The following is a 17,061-nucleotide window of genomic DNA, read 5'->3' as shown; positions in this document are numbered from 1 at the left end:
TCGTCCGCTCCCCTCAATCGATCAACGATCCACGCTGGTGCCGGCGGCGGCCGCGGATGAGGCTGTCCAACGCGACCGCGGTGAGGATCACCGCGCCCGTGGCGAACGAGCTCCAATTGACCGGCACGTTGAAGTAGGCGAGGCCGCTGTTGACGGCGCTCAGGAGGATCGAGCCCAGGACGGCGCCCACGACGGTCGCGCTCCCGCCGCGCAGCGGCGTCCCGCCGATCACCGCCGCGGCGATCGCCGTCAGCTCGAACCCGGACCCGATGTTGGGGTCGCCGGAGATGAAGAACGCGAGCCCGAGCATCCCGCTCAGCCCGCACAACAGGCCGACCAGGATCAGCGTCTGCACCCGCACGCGCGGGATGCTGATGCCGCTGAACGTCGCCGCCTCCGGGTTGGAGCCGATGCTGCGCACCCGGTAGCCGTAGGGCGTGAAGCGCAGCACCGCGGTCAGCGCGATCGTCGTCAGGATCAGCACCCACACGCTCACCGGCAGGCCTGCGAAGTCGCCGCCGACGAAGGTGAAGAACGAGTTCTGCGCGGGGAGGCCGGTGACCTGCTCGCCGTCGCTGAGCGCCTGGCTCAGCCCCCGGTACATCGAGAGGGTCGCGAGCGTCGCGACGATCGCCGGGATCGCGATCACCTGGACCAGGACCGCGTTCAGCGCGCCCATCGCGCCACCGAGCAGGATCCCGACGATCGCCGCCAGCCACGGGTTCATCCCGTGCTGCATGAACAGCGCGGCGCTGATCAGGCTCAGGCCGAACATGGAGCCCACCGACAGGTCGATCTCGCGCATCGAGATCAGGAACGCCATGCCGCCGGCGATGATCCCGACGTAGGCCGCGTTCTGGACGACCTCCTTCAACTGCCCCCAGGCGAGGAAGTCCGGGTGCGCGATCCCGATCGCGCCGATCAGCGCGACCGTCGCGATCAGGACGCTGTTGGATTCGACCTCGAGAACGCGCCGTCCCCAGGCACGCCCGTCTGCTGCCGCTTCGCTCGCCACCGCTCTCCTCGGCTTGAAGTGTCAAACATTTACCATATTTGACTGAGAGTGGCGACCGCCCGCTCAAGGTCTGAGCGAACCTGCCGACCGCGCGCGGGAACTTAAGAGAGCGCGTCGGCGACGCGCGACGCCGGTGGGCGCTCGTCTGTCGACGCGCAGAACGTTCCCCACGCCTCGCCCTCGAGCACGACCGGAGGCCGATCCCACGTCATGACGATCCCCGCCTGGCCGGCGCTGCCGCCTCTGAAGGCCTGGAACGCGCCCTCGCGCGTGATCGCCACGTCCCCGTCGGGCTCGCCGAGAACCGCGCCGCCCGCCCGCAGGTACGCCCGGGTGAACGTGTCGCGCGCAGTGGAATCCAGGCCATCACCGATACTCACGCGGAGCCGGTCGAACGCACCCAACAGCAAGCTGAAGACGATCGGGAACACGGCGCCGATCGCGAGGACGAACAGGACGCCGTCGACCTCGACGCCTGATGCGAGCCACGGCAGGATGCGATCACGCTGGATGGCTCCTTTCGCTCGGGCGAGCGAGGCGCCAAGGCCGACCACTGCCATGAGCGGGGCACACGTGACCCACGCTCGGTGACGCCGGCGGTTCTTCCGCCACTCCCGCGGCGCGGCGATCGTGAGCCCGGCCGCGACGAGCAGCGTTCCGTTGATCTGGGCCATGATCCCGAAGAACTCGCGGCTGCCGGCTTGTTGCTCGAAGTCGGGCACTCCGATGATCAGAGCGGCGCACGTCGCGACGGCTTCAGTCGCGACGACGGCGAACACGACCACCAACGGCCAGCTCCACGGGACGGGGACGATCCAGTCGGCCAGGAAGTCGAGGATGCGCGCCAGATCCCGCGACTCGAGTCGACGGCGAGTCTTCCGGCCCGCCCACCGTGGCAGCGCCAGTCCCAGACGCCGCAACCCGACGAATAGCAGCGCGATCCCGAACGCGAGGCATGCTGCGACTCCGATCGCGAGGACAGCGCCTCTCCTGCCGTCGATCAGCCAACCGTCAGCCACGGCGCCAACCGTCGCGAGTAGGGCAGCGAGAGCGAACGCGTAGACCGCGAGCCGGATGCACGAGCGTGCGTACGGCACCGCAGGGTCACGTCGGCTCCGCGTCCATGCGGCGACCGCGAACGCCATCACCCGACGACGATCAGAGTGAAGAAGGTCGCGCGCAGCTGTAAGGGGTCTTCGAGCACCCGCCGCGATTCTCGTCCGGAGAACGGACGGAAATCGGTTACGACAATGCGTCGGCGAGCACGGCGGGGTCGCGCTCGCCGTCGGGCAGCTCCATCGCCATCAGCCGCGCGAGTTGTGCGCGCCCGCGGACGTCGAGCTTGCGGTAGATCTGGCCGAGGTGGTACTCGATCGTCTTCGGTGAGAGGAAGAGCGCGGCGGCGGCCTCGCGGTTGGTCATGCCCTGCGACACGAGCACCGCGATCTGCAGCTCGTGCGGCGTGAGCTGCTCGGCGGCGGCCTGGGCGCGGCGGCCGCTCGCCTGCCCGCCGGTCGCGCGCAGCTCGGCCCGGGCGCGCTCGGCCCAGGGCCGCGCGCCGAGGCGCTCGAACGCGTCCAGTGCGGCGGTCAGCGGCTCGCGCGCCTCGGCCCGTTGCTTGGCGCGGCGCAGCCGCTCGCCGAGCGCGAGCTGCGTGCGCGCCCGCTCGAACGGCATCGGCAGCCCCTCGAGCAGGCTCAGCGCGTGGTCGAACAGGGCGCGGACGTCCTCGTCGGGCGCGAGCAGGGCCCGGGAGCGAGCCGCGACCGCGCGTGCCCACCGCGATCCGCCCGCGACGCGGGGGGCTTCGCCACCGCGCGGGTCGCCGGCGCCGTTGGTCGCCGGCGACTCCAGATGTGCGAGCACGACCTCCGCCTCCTCGCGGCGACCCGCGCGGATATAGGCCTCGACCAGGTCGCCCCGGAGCAGCACGACCGACGAGCTCAGGCCGCGGCGGAGCATCTGGCGATGGCCGTTCTCGAGCGCCTCAATCGCCTCGGGGATGCGGCCGAGGCCGAGCTCGAGCAGGCCGAGGGCGGCGTGCAGGTGGACCGTGTCGGTCTCGCCGCTCGCGAGCGCGAGCCCGCGCTCGGCGTGCTTGCGGCAGTCGGCCTCGTGGCCGAGGCTGGCCTCGACGAGCGTGAGCGCAGCGAGCGAGTGGGGGAGCAGCGCGAGCTGGCCGGTGTCCTCGGCCAGCTCGGCGGACTCCGACGCGCCCGCCAGCGCCGGCGCCCAGCGGCCGCGGCGCAGGTCCAGGTGCGCCTGGACCGCGAGCGGGTGGATCAGCGCGCTGACCGCGCTGGCCGCGCGGGCGGCGCCGAGCACGCGGCTCAGGATCCGGCCGGCCGCGTCCCAGTCCTCGAGCCAGATCGCCGCGCTCCCGGCCATCCCGACGATCTCGACGATCGCGAGCGGGTCGGCCTCCATCAGGTACGGCTCGGTGGCCTTCAGCAGCGCGGCGCCGCTGTCGGTGTCGCCGAGGGCGACCTGTCCCTCGCCGATCACCGCGGTAGCGAGCAGCTCGACGGCGGGCTCGGCGCCGGCCGAGAGCGCGCGGGCGCGCTCCGCGGAGGCGATCAGCGCCTCCATGTCGCCGGTCATCATGTGCGCGACGCTCGCCTCGAGGAACATCGCGGCGGCGCGGCGCGGGTCGCGCGTGCGGACCCGGTCGGCCTCGCGGACCAGCCGCTCGTGCGCGGCGACCGGCGAGCCCCGGCGCATCTCGACGTGGCCGCGGACGCGCTCGACGTCGGCCGCGAGCAGCGGGTCCTGCGTCAGGGTCGCCGCTTCGTCGAGCAGGCCGCGGGCGCGGTCGGCCTCGCCGCAGCGGACGCAGTCCTCGGCGGCCTTGAGCAGCCGGTTCGCCCGCGGCTCGTCCTCGGGCGTCAGCTGGGCGGCGCGGCCGAGGTCGCGAGCGGCGGTCGCGTGGGCGCCGCGCTCGCGGGCCTCGATCGCCGCCTTCTCGAGCGCGGCGGCGACGCTCTCGTCCGGGGCGACCGCGCACGCCGCCAGGTGCCAGGCGCGCTCGGCGCTGTCGGTGGCGTCGGCGAGCGCCTGGTGGGCGGCACGGCGCGCGGGCAGCGGCGCGGCGTGGTAGACGGTCGAGCGCAGGAGCGGATGGCGGAACTCGAGCTCGCCGTCGGCGAGCACGACGATCCGGGCGGCCTCGGCGGGATCGAGGTCGCCCAAGCCGAGGCCGGCGGCGGTCAGGCCGCGTCCGATCGCGTCCAGCCGGCGCGTGCTCGCGGCGGCGGCGAGCAGGAGCGCACGCCGCGTCGGCTCCGGCAGCGCCTCGACCGCCGCGGCGAACGCGCGCTCCACGTTGGTGCCGGGGCGGAGCGGGTCCTCGAGCGGCTCGCGGCCGGCGAGCTGGCCGGGGCTGAGCAGCCCAGGGATCTCCAGCAGCGCGAGCGGGTTGCCCGCGGCGGTGGCGACGAGCCGGTCCACGACGCCCGGCGCGACGGCCTCGCCGAGCAGCGCGCGCGCCTCCTCATCCTCCAGCGGCGCGACCTTCAGGCGCTCCAGCCACGGAACCTCGAGCCGGGTGGCGTCGTCGCGGATCGCCCCGAGCATCGCGACGCTCTCCTGCCCGAGCCGGCGGCCGGCGAACAGGAACGCCTCCAGCGACGGCTCGTCCAGCCACTGCGTGTCGTCGACGATCGCGAGCACCGGCTGCTCGTCCGCGGCGCGCGCGAGCAGCGACAACAACGCCGCCGGGACCGTGAATCGGTCCCCCGAAGTGGCCGGACCGAGCGCCAACGCGCCACGCAACGCCAATGCCTGGACCTCGGGTATCTCCTCCAAGAGCCTTAGAAGCGGCGAGACGAGCTCGGCCAGACCGGCGTAGGGGATGTCGGACTCCGATTCCATGCCGCGAGCGCGCAACAACTGGAACCCGTCGGCCTCCTCGATGGCGTAGCGGAGCAGCTCGGTCTTCCCGATGCCCGGAGGTCCATGCAGCAGCAGCGCGCCGCTGCGCCCTTCGCGTGCGGCGTCGAGGAGCGCTTTGAGGCGGGCTCGCTCGTCCTTGCGGCCGACCATAACGGCGTGAGTCTACGTGCGCAGCAGGAGCATGCCGCGCGTGTAGCGCAGCATCCACGCCTGGACGCCGTCGTCGTCGAGCCCGAGCTCGCCCGTGAGCGTGCGGTAGGTGGCCGGATCGATGGCGAACCGGAAGACCCGCGTGGCCTCTTCGACCGTCATGTCGGCCGCCAGGCCACGCTTGTCCATGATGATCCGGGCCGCCCAGTTGGCGCCGTAGTCGTGGTTGCGGCGCAGCCGCTCGGCGAGCTCACCCACCTTCGGGTCCGTCGGCGCCGCTTCGTCGATCGCCAGCGCGAGCTTGGCCGAGCGGGCGACGAGCGGCGTGGCGTACCTGGCGTGGGCGGGAAGCGCCGAGATCGCGCTGGTCGCCTCGGCGAAGTCGCGACCCGCGTCCGTGTCGGGAATCTCGCGCCCCAGCGCGGCGACGACCTCCGCGAGCACGTTCGCCTTCGTACCGAAATGGGCCTCGACCGTCTTCAACGAGACACCGGCGCCGCCGGCGATCGCGGGCATCGTCGTCCGCGCCCACCCGATCTCCTCGAACGAGTACTTCGCCGAGGCGAGGATCGCCGCCCGCGTGCGCTTCGTGGAGGCGACCCTGGCGGGAGCGTTGTAGCTGCGGGTCTCCATGTCGGGCGGAGGGTACCGCCCTATTGAATAGGGCGCCACCGACCCGGAGTGGATGGTTCGCCAGGGTGTGACCCTGACGAATAGGCGTTTTCGCTCCAGGGCGCGATCTGCGGCACGCTATTCGGTAGGGCTGGACCCTACCGGCGTCCAGATCGTCGGTTCGCGGGGGATCGAATCCACAGCGAACCCTTCGAGCAGATCCGCCGCAGTCCTTCCTGACAGCCCGAGCGAGCCCGCCATCCAGCGCACCGCGTCCTCCGCGCCCACCTCGCGCAGCGTGACGTCTCCGTCGCGCTTGGCGAGCCGGCGGCCCTCCGCGTTCAACACCAGCGGGACGTGGGCGTAGGCGCAGTCCGGATACCCGAGCGCCCGGGAGAGCCAGACCTGTCGCGGCGTGGAATCGATGAGATCGGCCCCCCGGACGACCTCCTCGATGCCCTGCGCCGCGTCGTCCACGACGACCGCGAGGTTGTAAGCGAAGGCGCCGTCGTTGCGCCTCACGACGAAGTCGTCGACCACACCCTCCTGCGGCCCGAGCACGCGGTCCGTGAACTGGACGACCGTCGCATCCGCCCGCACCCGCAACGCCGGCTCGCGTCCCTCGGCCCGCCGCGCCGCCCGCTCGGCCTCGGACAGCCCGAGACACGTCCCCGGATAGACGCCCACCGGCCCGTGCGCGGCCGACGCCGCCTCGCGGATCTCCGCCCGAGTGCAGAAGCATTCGTAGACGGGCAGTGATGCCAAGGCGGCCTCGTAATACGCGACACGCTCGGACTGCACCCACACCGGTCCGTCCCAGTCGAGCCCGATCGCGTCCAGGTCCGCCAGCTGCTGCTCCGCGAGCCCCGGGCGGACCCGGCCGGTATCGAGATCCTCGACCCGCACGACGTACCCCGACCCCGCCGAGCGCGCGAACAGCCAGGACAGCAGCGCCGTGCGCAGGTTGCCCAGGTGCAGGACGCCCGTCGGGGACGGGGCGAAACGGCCTTTCACACCGTGAACGGCAGCGAGTCGGCCACGTCGGCCAGTGTCGGCGCGGTCGCGTCCCGCTCGGAGTACAGGAGCTCGATCGACGTCGGCCACTCGATCCCGACCTCGGGATCGTCGAACCGGATGCCCGCCTCGGTCGCCGGGTCGTAGTAGTTCGTGCACTTGTAGACGAAGTCCGCGACCTCGCTCAGCACCAGGAACCCGTGCCCGAACCCGACCGGGATCCACAGCATCTCGCCGCGTTCGTCGGTCAGCTCGAAGGCTTCCCACTCGCCGAAGGTGTCAGAGCCCCGACGTAGGTCGACCACGACATCGAGCACCTTTCCGCGGGCCACGCGCACCAATTTCCCCTGGCCGGGATGCGTCTGGAAGTGGATGCCGCGCAGCGTCCCCTGACGAGAGCGCGAATGGTTGTCCTGCACGAACTCCGTAGGGATCCCGTGCTGGCGCGCCGTGTCCGCCCGGAACGTCTCCACGAAGAAGCCACGCTCGTCGCCGTGGACGGTCGGCGCCAGCAACACGAGTCCGTCGAGTCGAGTCTCAAGCCGTTGCATATGCGGGGAGGAGGTTAGGGAGCGACCGTCGAAAGATCGCCTCGCCATGCCGAGGACCGCCACGATGCCTCCGGCCGCCCGCGGCCATCAGACACTTTCGACGTACATCTCCGCACGCTTCGACGAGTTCTCACGCTCGCAGAAGGACGTCGCGCAGTACGTCGTCGACCACCTCGACGAGGTCGCCTTCCACACGGCGGAAGAGCTCGCCCGTCGCGCCAGTACGTCCTCCTCGACCGTCGTGCGCTTCAGCCAGGCGCTCGGGTTCGAGGGCTTCCCGGAGCTCCAGGAAGCCGCTCGCGAGGAATACCGGCACCACCACCGCACCGCCAAGACGCCCGAGCAGGCCACGCCGCTGTTCAGCCTCGATCAGTCACCGTTCGAGCAGGCCGTCGCCGCCGATCACGTCAACGTCGAGGACACCGCGCGGCGAGTAAGCCGCTCCGAGGTCGACGGCGCGATCGAGGCGATCGCCGCCGCCGAGCGGATCCTGATCGCCGGCACGGACCAGATGGCGTTCTTCGCCTCCTACCTGCGCCACCTGCTGATGCTCCTCGACGTGCGCGCCGAGATCGCCGCTTCACCCTCGCAAGAGGCGCTGTCGCGGCTGGGACGGATCGACGAGCGCACGCTGGTCATCGGCCTCTCCGCGGGTCGCCCGCACCCGCTGGTCGTGCGGGCGATGAAGATCGCCCGCCACCGCCGCGCGTCGACGCTCGCGATCGTCGACGCGACGCTGAGCGACGTCTCCAAGCTGGCCGAGCGCACGCTCTACTACTCCTCGAACTCGCCGGCCTTCGTGCGTTCGCACACGGGGCTGCTCTCGATCCTGCAGGCGCTGGCCTACGGGGTCTACGCGCGCGACACGGCCTCCTACGACGACCGCATCCGCGCGTTCCGGTTGAAGTAGCCTGGAGCCGTGCTGGGCCTTCCCGACGGCATCACCGCCTGTCTCTTCGATCTGGACGGCGTCCTGACGAAGACGGCGGTGGTGCACGAGCGGGCGTGGAAGGCCGCGTTCGACGAGTTCCTCGGCGATCGCGGCACCTTCGAGCAGTCCGATTACAACGACTACGTCGACGGCAAGCCGCGTGAGGACGGCATCCGCGACTTCCTGAAGAGCCGCGGGATCGAGATCTCCGACGCCGAGGTCCACACCCTCTCCGAGCGCAAGAACGACCTCGTCCTGAAGCTGATCCACGACGAGGGCGTCGAGGCCTACGCGGGCAGCGTCGCCTACCTGAAGGCCGCGCGCGACGCGGGCCTGCGCCGCGCGGTGGTCTCCTCGAGCCACAACTGCGAGGACGTGCTCCGCGTCGCGGGGCTCACCGAATACCTCGAGGAGCGCGTCGACGGGCATGTGATCGACGCGCTCGGGCTGCACGGCAAGCCGGCGCCGGACTCGTTCCTGGAGGGCGCGCGGCGGCTCGGTGTCGCGCCGGAGCACGCCGTGGTGTTCGAGGACGCGCTCGCGGGCGTCGAGTCGGGCCGCGCGGGCCGGTTCGGCCATGTCGTCGGGGTGGACCGCGTCGGCCACCGCGACGCGCTGCTCGCCCATGGCGCCGACGTCGTCGTCGACGACCTCCAAGAGCTCCTGTGATCACGCACCCCGCGTTCACGGTCGAGCCCTGGGCCGTGACCGAGGACACGCTCGAGCTCGATGTGCTCGCCCAGGCGGAGTCGGTGTTCGCGCTCTCCAACGGGCACATCGGCCTGCGCGGCAACCTCGACGAGGGCGAGCCGTTCGGCCTCCCGGGGACCTACCTGAACGGCTTCTACGAGACGCGGCCGCTGCCGTACGCGGAGGCCGGCTACGGCTACCCGGAGGACGGCCAGACCGTCGTCAACGCGACCAACGGCAAGATCATCCGGCTGCTGGTCGACGACGAGCCGTTCGACATCCGCTACGGCGAGTTGCTCGCCCACACGCGCACGCTCGACCTGCGCGCGGGCGAGCTGCGGCGCGAGGTGCGCTGGCGCTCGCCCGCGGGGCGCGAGATCGAGGTGAAGTCGACGCGGATCGTGTCCTTCGTCCAGCGCTCGGTCGCCGCGATCCGCTACGAGGTCCGGCCGCTCGACGGCCGCGCCGTGCGCGTCGTGGCGGTCTCCGAGCTCGTGGCCAACGAGCCCGGCGGCGCCCAATCCGGCGATCCGCGCGCCGCCGCGGCGTTGCGCGCGCCGCTCGAGGCCGAGGAGCAGGAGGTGCACGACCTGCGGGTCGTGCTCGTGCACCGCACCAGGACCAGCGGGCTGCGGATGGCGGCCGGGATGGCTCACGTGCTCGAGGACGTCGACGGGCTCGTGGCCGGCTCTGAGGCCGCGCCGGATCTCGGCCGCGTCTGGATGACTGCCGAGATCGGGCCCGACAAGCCGCTGCGCTTCACGAAGTTCCTGGCGTATGGCTGGTCGAGCCAGCGCTCGACGCCGTCGGTCCGCGATCAGGTCGACGCGGCGGTCGCGTCCGCCCGGCGGATCGGCTGGGACGAGCTCGTGCGCTCCCAACGCGAGTACCTGGCGGACTTCTGGGAGCGCTCGGACGTCGAGATCGAGGGCGACGGCGAGCTCCAGCAGGCGGTGCGCTTCGCGCTCTTCCACACGCTGCAGGCGGGCGCGCGGGCCGAGCGGCGCGCGATCCCCGCCAAGGGGCTGACCGGCCCGGGCTATGACGGGCACGTCTTCTGGGACACCGAGTCGTTCGTCCTGCCGGTGTTGACCTACACGCAGCCGAGCGCCGTCGTCGACGCCCTGTTGTGGCGCCACGGGACGCTGGACCTGGCGATGGACCGCGCCCGCACGCTGCGGCTGGAGGGCGCCGCGTTCCCGTGGCGGACGATCCGCGGCCAGGAGTGCTCGGCGTACTGGCCGGCCGGGACCGCCGCGTTCCACATCAACGCCGACATCGCCGACGCCGTGATCCGCTACATCCAGGCCACGGGCGACGAGACGTTCGAGGCCGCCCAGGGGCTGGAGCTGCTCGTCCACACGGCGCGGCTGTGGCGCTCGCTCGGGCACCACGACCACGCCGGGGCGTTCCACATCGACGGCGTGACCGGGCCGGACGAGTACTCGGCCGTCGTCGACGACAACGTCTACACGAACCTGATGGCCGAGCAGAACCTGCGGATGGCGGCCGAGATCGCGTCGCGGCACCCGGACGAGGCGCGGGCGCTCGGCGTCGACGAGGAGGAGATCGCCGGCTGGCGCGACGCCGCGGCCGACATGCACATTCCGTACGACCGGCGCCTGGGCGTCCACCCGCAGGACTCGACGTTCACCCACCACGAGGTCATGGACTTCGAAGGACTCGAGTACCCGCTGCTGCTGCACTATCCGTACTACCTGCTCTACAGCAAGCAGGTCATTAAGCAGCCGGATCTCGTGCTGGCGCTGCTGGCCCGCGGCGACCGGTTCACACCCGAGGAGAAGGCGCGCGACTTCGCCTACTACGAGGCGCTGACCGTCCGCGACTCATCGCTGTCGGCGTGCGTGCAGGCCGCGGTGGCGGCCGAGGTCGGGCACCTCGAGCTCGCCTACGACTACTTCGGCGAGGCCGCGCTGATGGATCTCGACGACCTCGAGCACAACACCCGCGACGGCCTGCACATGGCGTCGCTGGCGGGCTCGTGGGTGGCGGCCGTCGGCGGGTTCGGCGGCATGCGCTGCCACGGGGGAGAGCTCAGCTTCCGCCCGCGGCTCCCGTCGGCGCTGGCGAAGCTGCGCTTCCGCGTGATGTACCGCGGGACGTGCCTGTGCGTGACGATCACGGCAGGTGAGGCGGTGTACGAGCTCCCGCACGAAGGCGATCCGCTGACCGTGCGCCACGACGACGAGGTCGTCACCGTGCGGCACGGCGAGCCGGTGACGCGCGCGTGGTCGGTGCCCGACCCGGGCCCGGAGCCGACGCAGCCCGCGGGCCGCGCGCCCGCCCGCCGGAGACCTCGCTAGAGCCCTGTGTCGAGGTTGATCGAGCGGATCGACGCCTCGTCCGGGAGCTTGGTCATGAGCCCCTGGATGATCGTGTTGACGTCGCGCTGATCGTGGCCGAAGTCGTTTCGGAACGCGTGCAGGGCGGAGTGGAGGATCTTGAGCTCACGCGGCGTGAGGTCCAGCGTGAAGGCCACATCGTCGGGGCCGATGAGGTCAGGATCTTCCGTCGCCATGCGCCGGATCGTACATCGGCCCCCGGCTAACATCGAGAGGCAATGAGAGACGAGGCGACGTTCCGTGTAAAGGCCGGTCTGGCCGAGATGCTGAAGGGCGGCGTCATCATGGACGTCGTCAACGCTGAGCAGGCGAAAATCGCCGAGGACGCCGGTGCTGCCGCCGTCATGGCGCTCGAGCGTGTCCCCGCCGACATCCGCCGCGACGGCGGGGTGGCGCGGATGTCCGATCCGATCCTGATCCGGGGCATCCAGGAGGCCGTGACGATCCCGGTCATGGCCAAGGCGCGGATCGGCCACTTCGCCGAGGCGCAGGTGCTCGAGGCGCTCGAGGTCGACTACATCGACGAGTCCGAGGTCCTGACGCCCGCCGACGAGGCCAACCACATCGACAAGTGGGGCTTCAAGGTGCCGTTCGTGTGCGGCGCGACCAACCTCGGCGAGGCGCTGCGCCGCATCGGCGAGGGCGCGGCGATGATCCGCTCCAAGGGCGAGGCGGGCACCGGCGACATCGTCGAGGCCGTGCGCCACCTGCGCGAGATCCGCGGCGCGATCCGCTGGCTGCAGACGCTCGACGACTCCGAGCTCGCCACGGCCGCCAAGAACCTGCAGTCGCCGCTGGACCTCGTGCGCGGCGTCGCCGAGACCGGCAAGCTGCCGGTCGTGACCTTCTGCGCGGGCGGGATCGCCACGCCGGCCGACGCGTCGCTCGTGATGCAGCTCGGCGCCGAGGGCGTGTTCGTCGGCTCGGGCATCTTCAAGTCCGAGGACCCGGCGACCCGCGCGGCCGCGATCGTCGAGGCGACCACGCACTACCAGGACGCGGAGCGCGTCGCGAAGGCCTCCGAGGGCCTCGGCATGGCGATGCAGTCCCTGGAGACGCGCAAGCTCGAAGAGGGCCAGCTGCTCGCGAACCGCGGGTGGTGAATAGGAGGCAGGGCAGCCCCTCCGCCCCACCCCGATCATCAGACCTCCAGGCTCGGCGATGATCGGCGTGTTGGCCCTGCAGGGCGACTTCGAAGCACACGCGAAGATGCTCACGGACCTCGGCGCCGAGGTCCGTGAGGTTCGAACCCCGAAGGACCTCGAGGGCCTCGCCGGCCTGGTGATGCCCGGGGGCGAGTCGACGACGATGACGCTCGGCATCAAGCGCGAGGGTCTCGGCGACCCGCTGCGCGCGTTCGTGAAGTCCGGGAAGCCGGTCTTCGGCACCTGCGCGGGGATGATCATGCTCGACCGCCAGCACCTGGGCTGCATGGACACGCTGTGCGAGCGCAACGCGTTCGGCCGCCAGATCCACTCCTTCGAGGAGGACCTGGACATCCCCGGGATCGAGTCGCCCGTGCGCGCCGTGTTCATCCGCGCGCCGTGGCTGAAGGAGTACGGCGACACGGTCGAGATCCTCGCCGAGGTCGACGGCCACCCGGTCGCGGCCCGCCAGGACAACATGCTCGTGATCTCGTTCCACCCCGAGATCGCGGGGGAGACCCGCGTCCACGAGCTCTTCCTGAAGGCCGTCAAGTGATCGTCTACTTCACCCGCCATGGCGAGTCGGTCGCCAACGTCGCCGACCGCACGATGCAGGCCGAGCCGGCGGACGCCGACCGGCTGTCCGAGCGCGGCTGGGAGCAGGCGCGCGGTCTCGGGAAACGCCTGCAGGACGAGGGGATCGAAGCGATCATCGCGAGCCCGTTCCGCCGTGCGCAGGAGACCGCGCAGGGCATCGGCGAGGTGCTCGGCCTCACCCACGAGACCGACGACGACCTGTTCGAGGTCCGCCAGTCCGACGCGTACCGCGAGGCGTCGCCCCATTACGAGGGCACCGGCCACGTCACCTGGATGCCGGAGCACCCGCCCGAGCACGCCGAGCCCGGCGCGGAGTCCTTCCAGGCGATCGTCGACCGCGTCCACCGCGTCCAGCGGCGCCTGGAGTCGCGGCTCTTCGACGAGCGCGTCCTCTGCGTCTCGCACTGGGGCTTCCTGCACTTCTTCCTCGGCGCGGCGATCTTCCGCGAGGCGTTCTCGCCCCACCACCTCCCGGCGCTCTACCGGATCTCGCACATCAACACCGGCATCACGCTCTTCCATCACCGCCGCGACTACCTGATCGAGGGCGTGCGCTTCGACGGCTGGGCGCTGCAGACCTGGAACGATCAGGCACACTTGTAGGCGTGCACCGGCGGACGGCGACCCGCGTCAAAGACGGCCGCGTCCAGAAGAAGAACAACTGGGCGCCGACGCCCGCGCCGGACGAGATCGTCCTCGAGCGCCGCGCTCCCGCGTGGGGCGGGCGGCATCTGATCACGATCGCGCAGCTGCGCAAGTTCATCGCGTTGCTGCCGATGTGGGACGAGGTGGCGGTCGGGCTGAAGGCGATCGTGCTCGACGGCGCCGACGACTGCATGGGCTGGTGCGCGGACGGCGTCGTCGCGGTCTGCGACTGGGACGCCGACCTGTGGTGGGAAGACGCACTCGAGCCGTGGATGGACGAGCACCGTGAGCTGCTCGACCGGCTCGAGGTCGAGGTCGTCGGGACCGAGGTGCGCTGGACCGAGGCGCAGGCGCGCGCGTTCCAGCTCCTGCACATCCTCCCGCACGAGCTCGGCCACCACCACGACCGGATGACGACGCGGACCAAGCGCTACATGGCGCGCGGTGAGCCGTACGCGGAGGCCTACGCCCTCGAGGTGCTCGAGGACGTATGGCCCGCGTATCTGGCGCGCTTCGGGATCTAGAGCCGCAGGGAGATCCGGACGGTCACGTCCTCGCCGAGGTCGACGGCGAGCGTGTACCTGCCCGCCTTGACCTTGCGCAGGGTGTGCAGCTTCACCGTCGTTCGGTTGCTCTTGGCCGCGCGGCCGCCCGTCGCGTAGAGCTTGCTGGCGCGGCTGAGGCGCAGGCGCAGGCCCTCGCCGCCGCCGGTGTTGCCCTCACCGCCGCCGGTCCCGCCCGAGCCGCCGCTGCCGCTCTTGGCGACCTTGCACGTGACCTTGCTCCCCGAGAGCTTGCAGGTGATCTTCGGGATCTTGGCCGCCGCGCCGGTCTTGCCGCGCGGACCCTGCTCGCCGGTCGCGCCGCGCGGGCCGGCCGGGCCCTGCGCCCCCTGGGCGCCCTGCGGGCCCTGCGCGCCGGGGGAACCGAGGACCGAGGCGCCCGGGTCACCCTTGTCGCCCTTCTCGCCCTGCGCGCCGGTCTGACCCGTGGCGCCGGGCTGTCCGGCCGCCCCGGTGGCCCCAGTGGCGCCCGGCTGCCCCTGCGCGCCGGTCGCGCCCGTCGCGCCGGTGGCGCCCGTCTGGCCCGGCGTCCCCTGCGGACCCTGCGCGCCCGTCTCCTCCGAGAAGCGCCCGATCACGTTCGGCGCGGCCGTGTACCAGAGCGAGTTGTCGGACGCGATGGCGAACTCGACCGGGCTCGCGGAGTTGCGCGGGAGCGCCCACTCGGTCACCACATTCGCGGCCGTGAGCCGGCCGATCCGCTTGTTGATCGAGTCCATCCACCACACGCCGGAGGCCGCCGTGTGCACGATGCCGGGCCTGCCCGCGACGCCGGCGACCGGCGCGGCGGCGCCGGCGGCGGACACGCGGACGAGCCCGGACGTCGTGCCGACGATCACGTCGTTCCCGCTCGGCGCCGCGGTCACGTCGACGGGGAAGACGTCGTCGGCGAGCGTGAAGATCTGCGGGTTGATGGTCGCCCCGCAGGTGTCCGGCTGCGCCAGCCGAGCAACCTTGTGGGCCGCCGTGTCCACGTACCAGAGCGCGCCGTCGTTGGCGCGCGCGATCGCGATCGGGTGGTCGACCCCGGACGTCTTCGAGGTGGCCGCGCCCGTGTCCGGGACGATGCAGTCGAGGTTGCCGGAGTCGAACTCGGTGACCCACATGAGGTCGTTCGCGGACGCCACGACATCCGACGGCGTGTCATTGATCGTCGCGGACGCCAGCGTGATCGCTCCCGCCCCGGGGTCCGTGCGACCGACCTTGTCGTTGGTCGGATCGACGAACCACAGGAGCCCGTTCGGCCCCTGCGCGAGGTTGGTCGGCCTCAGCGCGGCGCCGGTGATCGCGGTGCGTGCGGCCGGAACGGCGTTGAGCGTGACGCCGCCGATCTCCCCGCTCGTGTTGAACGCGAGGGACAGGCCGGTGGCTCCGGCCACGATGCCCGTCGGCGAGCCGGTCGCGTCCCATTCGTAGAACGTGTAGGCCTGGGCGGCGGCAGGAAGCGCGAGCAGGACGAGGCTCGCGAGCAGGGGGAGGAAACGACGCATCCGCCGACGCTACTTGCGGCCCGCGTCTTTCCACAAGGGCCGTTCGTTCAGCTCAACGGGCGGCTGCGCCCCGCCGGAGCAGGCGTTTCGTCACCACGCGGTGCGCGCCGGAGCCGATCACCAACGCCCGATATGCGCGTCCCTCGACCCCCGGGAACGCCGCGTAGGTCTGCGCCCGGACGCGGCCGCCGTCGATCAGGAACACGAGTGCGTAGCGCGCGAAGCGGTGGCGGCCGCGCAGCTCGAGGCGCCCGGGATGCTGCGCCGCGACCGGTGGGGCGGACCCGGGCGCTGCCAGGATCAGGGCGGCGACCGGCGAGAGCGCGACGCCGGCGGCGCGCGCGAGCGAACGGGCGACCTTGCCTACTACTATCTGTAGTAGATGCCGCCCGGGTCGACCCTCGTTCACCACTTGTTTTCGCCCCGCGCCCTGCGCGCCCCGGTAGCGTCGGGAACGTCCATGGGTGTCCCGCTCTTCCGGCTCACGCTCGCGCTCGCGACGGCGGCGCTGGCGCTGGCGCTGACCGCGCTCGTGATGGTCGAGCGCTCGCTCACCGTCGGGCCGCAGGCACCCGTCCACGAGCTCGACGCGCTCGGCCGCACGATCGTCTACCCGACGGCGAACCCCAGCGCGCTGATCGTGCTGGCGCTCGCCGCGCTCGGGCTCCTCACGCTCCTGCGCGCGCTGCGCTCGGTCGCCCACCAGGCGGTCGCGCAACGCGCGCTCTCCCGCTCGCTCAAGGCGTGCCGGGTCCGCGAGGCGGGGGACGTGATCGTCATCCGCGGCGACGCGCCGCGCGCGATGTGCGCCGGCCTGCGCCGGCCGCGCATCTACGTCACGGAGGCGGCGCTGGACGTGCTGCCGCCGCGCGAGCTCGAGGCCGTGCTCGCCCACGAGGCGCACCACCGCGCCCGCCGCGACCCGCTGCGGTTGGCGATCGCGCAGGTCCTTGGGGACGCGCTGCCGCCGGTCCGCCGGCTCGCCCGCGAGCACGCGCTGGCGACGGAGATCGACGCCGACGCCGCCGCTCTGCGCAGCGCGGGCGGGGACGCGGCGCCGCTCGCGAGCGCGATGCTGCGGCTGGCGAAGGCGCCGGACGGCGCGGTCGGGATCGAGGCGGGCCGCGTCGACTCGCTGCTCGGCCGCCCACCGGGCCGCGCGCTCTCGCTCTGCACCGCGCTCGGGGTGCTCACCGCGCTCGTCCTGCTCGTGCTCGTCGCGTTCCTGGCGGGCCGGACGGCGGCGAGCAGCGCCACGCTCGCGCTTCCGGTCCTGTCGCGTCAGCCCTGCATCGTCGCCTTGGCGCTCCTCCCAGGCACCCTTGCGGCCCTCGCCGCATCCTTCCTGCGCCGCCGCACGGATACTGTCCACGTGTGACCGAGCCCGGCAACCGCCTTCGCAGG

At 72.0% G+C, this 17,061-nt stretch carries 17 protein-coding genes; 8 read left to right on the top strand and 9 right to left on the bottom strand.

Translation table 11 applies throughout. The features are described from left to right. Window positions 1-13 precede the first annotated feature (13 nt). The 6 genes from G569_RS0123300 to rfbC all read right to left on the bottom strand — a co-directional run bounded on the left by G569_RS0123300 (window position 14) and on the right by rfbC (window position 7,233). Window positions 14-1,015: an ABC transporter permease gene (locus G569_RS0123300; RefSeq protein WP_028065206.1), complete on the bottom strand. Its 1,002-nt coding sequence runs from the start codon at window positions 1,013-1,015 to the stop codon at window positions 14-16. A 101-nt stretch (window positions 1,016-1,116) separates the two neighbouring features. Further along, window positions 1,117-2,034, bottom strand: a complete 918-nt coding sequence (locus G569_RS0123295; RefSeq protein ID WP_157592244.1) for a hypothetical protein — start codon at window positions 2,032-2,034, stop codon at window positions 1,117-1,119. A gap of 223 nt (window positions 2,035-2,257) precedes the next feature. Next, the gene (locus G569_RS50895) at window positions 2,258-5,056 is read right to left on the bottom strand and encodes an AAA family ATPase (RefSeq protein ID WP_053226859.1); all 2,799 of its coding nucleotides are present in this window, start codon (window positions 5,054-5,056) and stop codon (window positions 2,258-2,260) included. 12 nt (window positions 5,057-5,068) lie between these two features. Further along, window positions 5,069-5,689 carry a TetR/AcrR family transcriptional regulator gene (locus G569_RS58720; protein ID WP_028065204.1) on the bottom strand — a complete coding sequence of 207 codons (621 nt, stop codon included), beginning with the start codon at window positions 5,687-5,689 and terminating at the stop codon, window positions 5,069-5,071. Window positions 5,690-5,806: 117 nt separating this feature from the next. Further along, entirely contained in the window at window positions 5,807-6,682 is an 876-nt protein-coding gene (gene gluQRS, locus G569_RS0123280; protein WP_028065203.1) for a tRNA glutamyl-Q(34) synthetase GluQRS, read from the bottom strand. Continuing rightward, window positions 6,679-7,233, bottom strand: coding sequence for a dTDP-4-dehydrorhamnose 3,5-epimerase (gene rfbC / locus G569_RS0123275; protein WP_028065202.1), 555 nt, complete (start codon window positions 7,231-7,233; stop codon window positions 6,679-6,681). Before rfbC ends, gluQRS begins: the two co-directional genes overlap by 4 nt. A 46-nt stretch (window positions 7,234-7,279) precedes the next feature. Here rfbC and G569_RS0123270 point away from each other — a divergent pair, with 46 nt between their 5' ends. From G569_RS0123270 to G569_RS0123260, 3 genes are read left to right on the top strand one after another with little or no spacing between them, the layout of a single operon-like run. Continuing rightward, window positions 7,280-8,143, top strand: a complete 864-nt coding sequence (locus tag G569_RS0123270) for a MurR/RpiR family transcriptional regulator (protein WP_028065201.1) — start codon at window positions 7,280-7,282, stop codon at window positions 8,141-8,143. A 9-nt stretch (window positions 8,144-8,152) separates the two neighbouring features. After that, window positions 8,153-8,833, top strand: a complete 681-nt coding sequence (locus G569_RS0123265) for an HAD family hydrolase (protein ID WP_028065200.1) — start codon at window positions 8,153-8,155, stop codon at window positions 8,831-8,833. Continuing rightward, window positions 8,830-11,178, top strand: coding sequence for a glycoside hydrolase family 65 protein (locus G569_RS0123260; protein ID WP_028065199.1), 2,349 nt, complete (start codon window positions 8,830-8,832; stop codon window positions 11,176-11,178). The genes G569_RS0123265 and G569_RS0123260 overlap by 4 nt, the downstream gene beginning before the upstream one ends. Here the strand turns inward: G569_RS0123260 and G569_RS0123255 are convergent. Beyond that, window positions 11,175-11,393 (bottom strand): hypothetical protein, encoded by a 219-nt coding sequence (locus tag G569_RS0123255; RefSeq protein ID WP_028065198.1) that lies wholly within the window; start codon window positions 11,391-11,393, stop codon window positions 11,175-11,177. The two genes, G569_RS0123260 and G569_RS0123255, sit on opposite strands and share 4 nt — an antisense overlap. 42 nt (window positions 11,394-11,435) lie before the next feature. Between G569_RS0123255 and pdxS the strand changes: the two genes are divergently transcribed. From pdxS to G569_RS0123235, 4 genes are read left to right on the top strand one after another with little or no spacing between them, the layout of a single operon-like run. Beyond that, on the top strand, window positions 11,436-12,320 hold the full coding sequence (pdxS, locus tag G569_RS0123250) for a pyridoxal 5'-phosphate synthase lyase subunit PdxS (protein ID WP_028065197.1): 885 nt from the start codon (window positions 11,436-11,438) through the stop codon (window positions 12,318-12,320). A gap of 58 nt (window positions 12,321-12,378) precedes the next feature. Beyond that, on the top strand, window positions 12,379-12,918 hold the full coding sequence (gene pdxT, locus G569_RS0123245) for a pyridoxal 5'-phosphate synthase glutaminase subunit PdxT (protein ID WP_037498457.1): 540 nt from the start codon (window positions 12,379-12,381) through the stop codon (window positions 12,916-12,918). Then, window positions 12,915-13,562 carry a histidine phosphatase family protein gene (locus G569_RS58715; RefSeq protein WP_053226858.1) on the top strand — a complete coding sequence of 216 codons (648 nt, stop codon included), beginning with the start codon at window positions 12,915-12,917 and terminating at the stop codon, window positions 13,560-13,562. The genes pdxT and G569_RS58715 overlap by 4 nt, the downstream gene beginning before the upstream one ends. Before the next feature lie 2 nt (window positions 13,563-13,564). After that, window positions 13,565-14,128, top strand: a complete 564-nt coding sequence (locus G569_RS0123235; protein WP_028065195.1) for a hypothetical protein — start codon at window positions 13,565-13,567, stop codon at window positions 14,126-14,128. Here the strand turns inward: G569_RS0123235 and G569_RS65480 are convergent. Both G569_RS65480 and G569_RS0123225 read right to left on the bottom strand, forming a co-directional pair. Beyond that, window positions 14,125-15,657 (bottom strand): Vgb family protein, encoded by a 1,533-nt coding sequence (locus tag G569_RS65480; protein WP_028065194.1) that lies wholly within the window; start codon window positions 15,655-15,657, stop codon window positions 14,125-14,127. The two genes, G569_RS0123235 and G569_RS65480, sit on opposite strands and share 4 nt — an antisense overlap. Window positions 15,658-15,709: 52 nt before the next feature. Then, entirely contained in the window at window positions 15,710-16,066 is a 357-nt protein-coding gene (locus tag G569_RS0123225) for a hypothetical protein (protein WP_157592243.1), read from the bottom strand. A gap of 51 nt (window positions 16,067-16,117) precedes the next feature. On the opposite strand from G569_RS0123225, the gene G569_RS58705 reads away from it, so the two are divergent. Then, complete coding sequence (locus G569_RS58705; RefSeq protein WP_053226857.1) at window positions 16,118-17,035, top strand: M56 family metallopeptidase; 918 nt, start codon at window positions 16,118-16,120, stop codon at window positions 17,033-17,035. Window positions 17,036-17,061 lie beyond the last annotated feature (26 nt).

Origin of the sequence: Solirubrobacter soli DSM 22325 (assembly GCF_000423665.1) — a bacterium.
In the GTDB taxonomy this organism is placed as follows: Bacteria; Actinomycetota; Thermoleophilia; order Solirubrobacterales; family Solirubrobacteraceae; genus Solirubrobacter; species Solirubrobacter soli.
Note: the sequence above shows the minus strand (reverse complement) of the source record. Positions and strands in the feature narration are given on the sequence as shown.

Excerpts from the sequence above, each read along its gene's own strand:
- G569_RS50895 (WP_053226859.1), bottom strand. The coding sequence starts at position 5,056 with ATGGTCGGCCGCAAGGACGAGCGAGCCCGCCTCAAAGCGCTCCTCGAC.
- G569_RS58720 (WP_028065204.1), bottom strand. The coding sequence starts at position 5,689 with ATGGAGACCCGCAGCTACAACGCTCCCGCCAGGGTCGCCTCCACGAAG.
- rfbC (WP_028065202.1), bottom strand. The coding sequence starts at position 7,233 with ATGCAACGGCTTGAGACTCGACTCGACGGACTCGTGTTGCTGGCGCCG.
- G569_RS0123270 (WP_028065201.1), top strand. The coding sequence starts at position 7,280 with ATGCCGAGGACCGCCACGATGCCTCCGGCCGCCCGCGGCCATCAGACA.
- G569_RS0123255 (WP_028065198.1), bottom strand. The coding sequence starts at position 11,393 with ATGGCGACGGAAGATCCTGACCTCATCGGCCCCGACGATGTGGCCTTC.
- pdxS (WP_028065197.1), top strand. The coding sequence starts at position 11,436 with ATGAGAGACGAGGCGACGTTCCGTGTAAAGGCCGGTCTGGCCGAGATG.
- pdxT (WP_037498457.1), top strand. The coding sequence starts at position 12,379 with ATGATCGGCGTGTTGGCCCTGCAGGGCGACTTCGAAGCACACGCGAAG.
- G569_RS65480 (WP_028065194.1), bottom strand. The coding sequence starts at position 15,657 with ATGCGTCGTTTCCTCCCCCTGCTCGCGAGCCTCGTCCTGCTCGCGCTT.
- G569_RS58705 (WP_053226857.1), top strand. The coding sequence starts at position 16,118 with ATGGGTGTCCCGCTCTTCCGGCTCACGCTCGCGCTCGCGACGGCGGCG.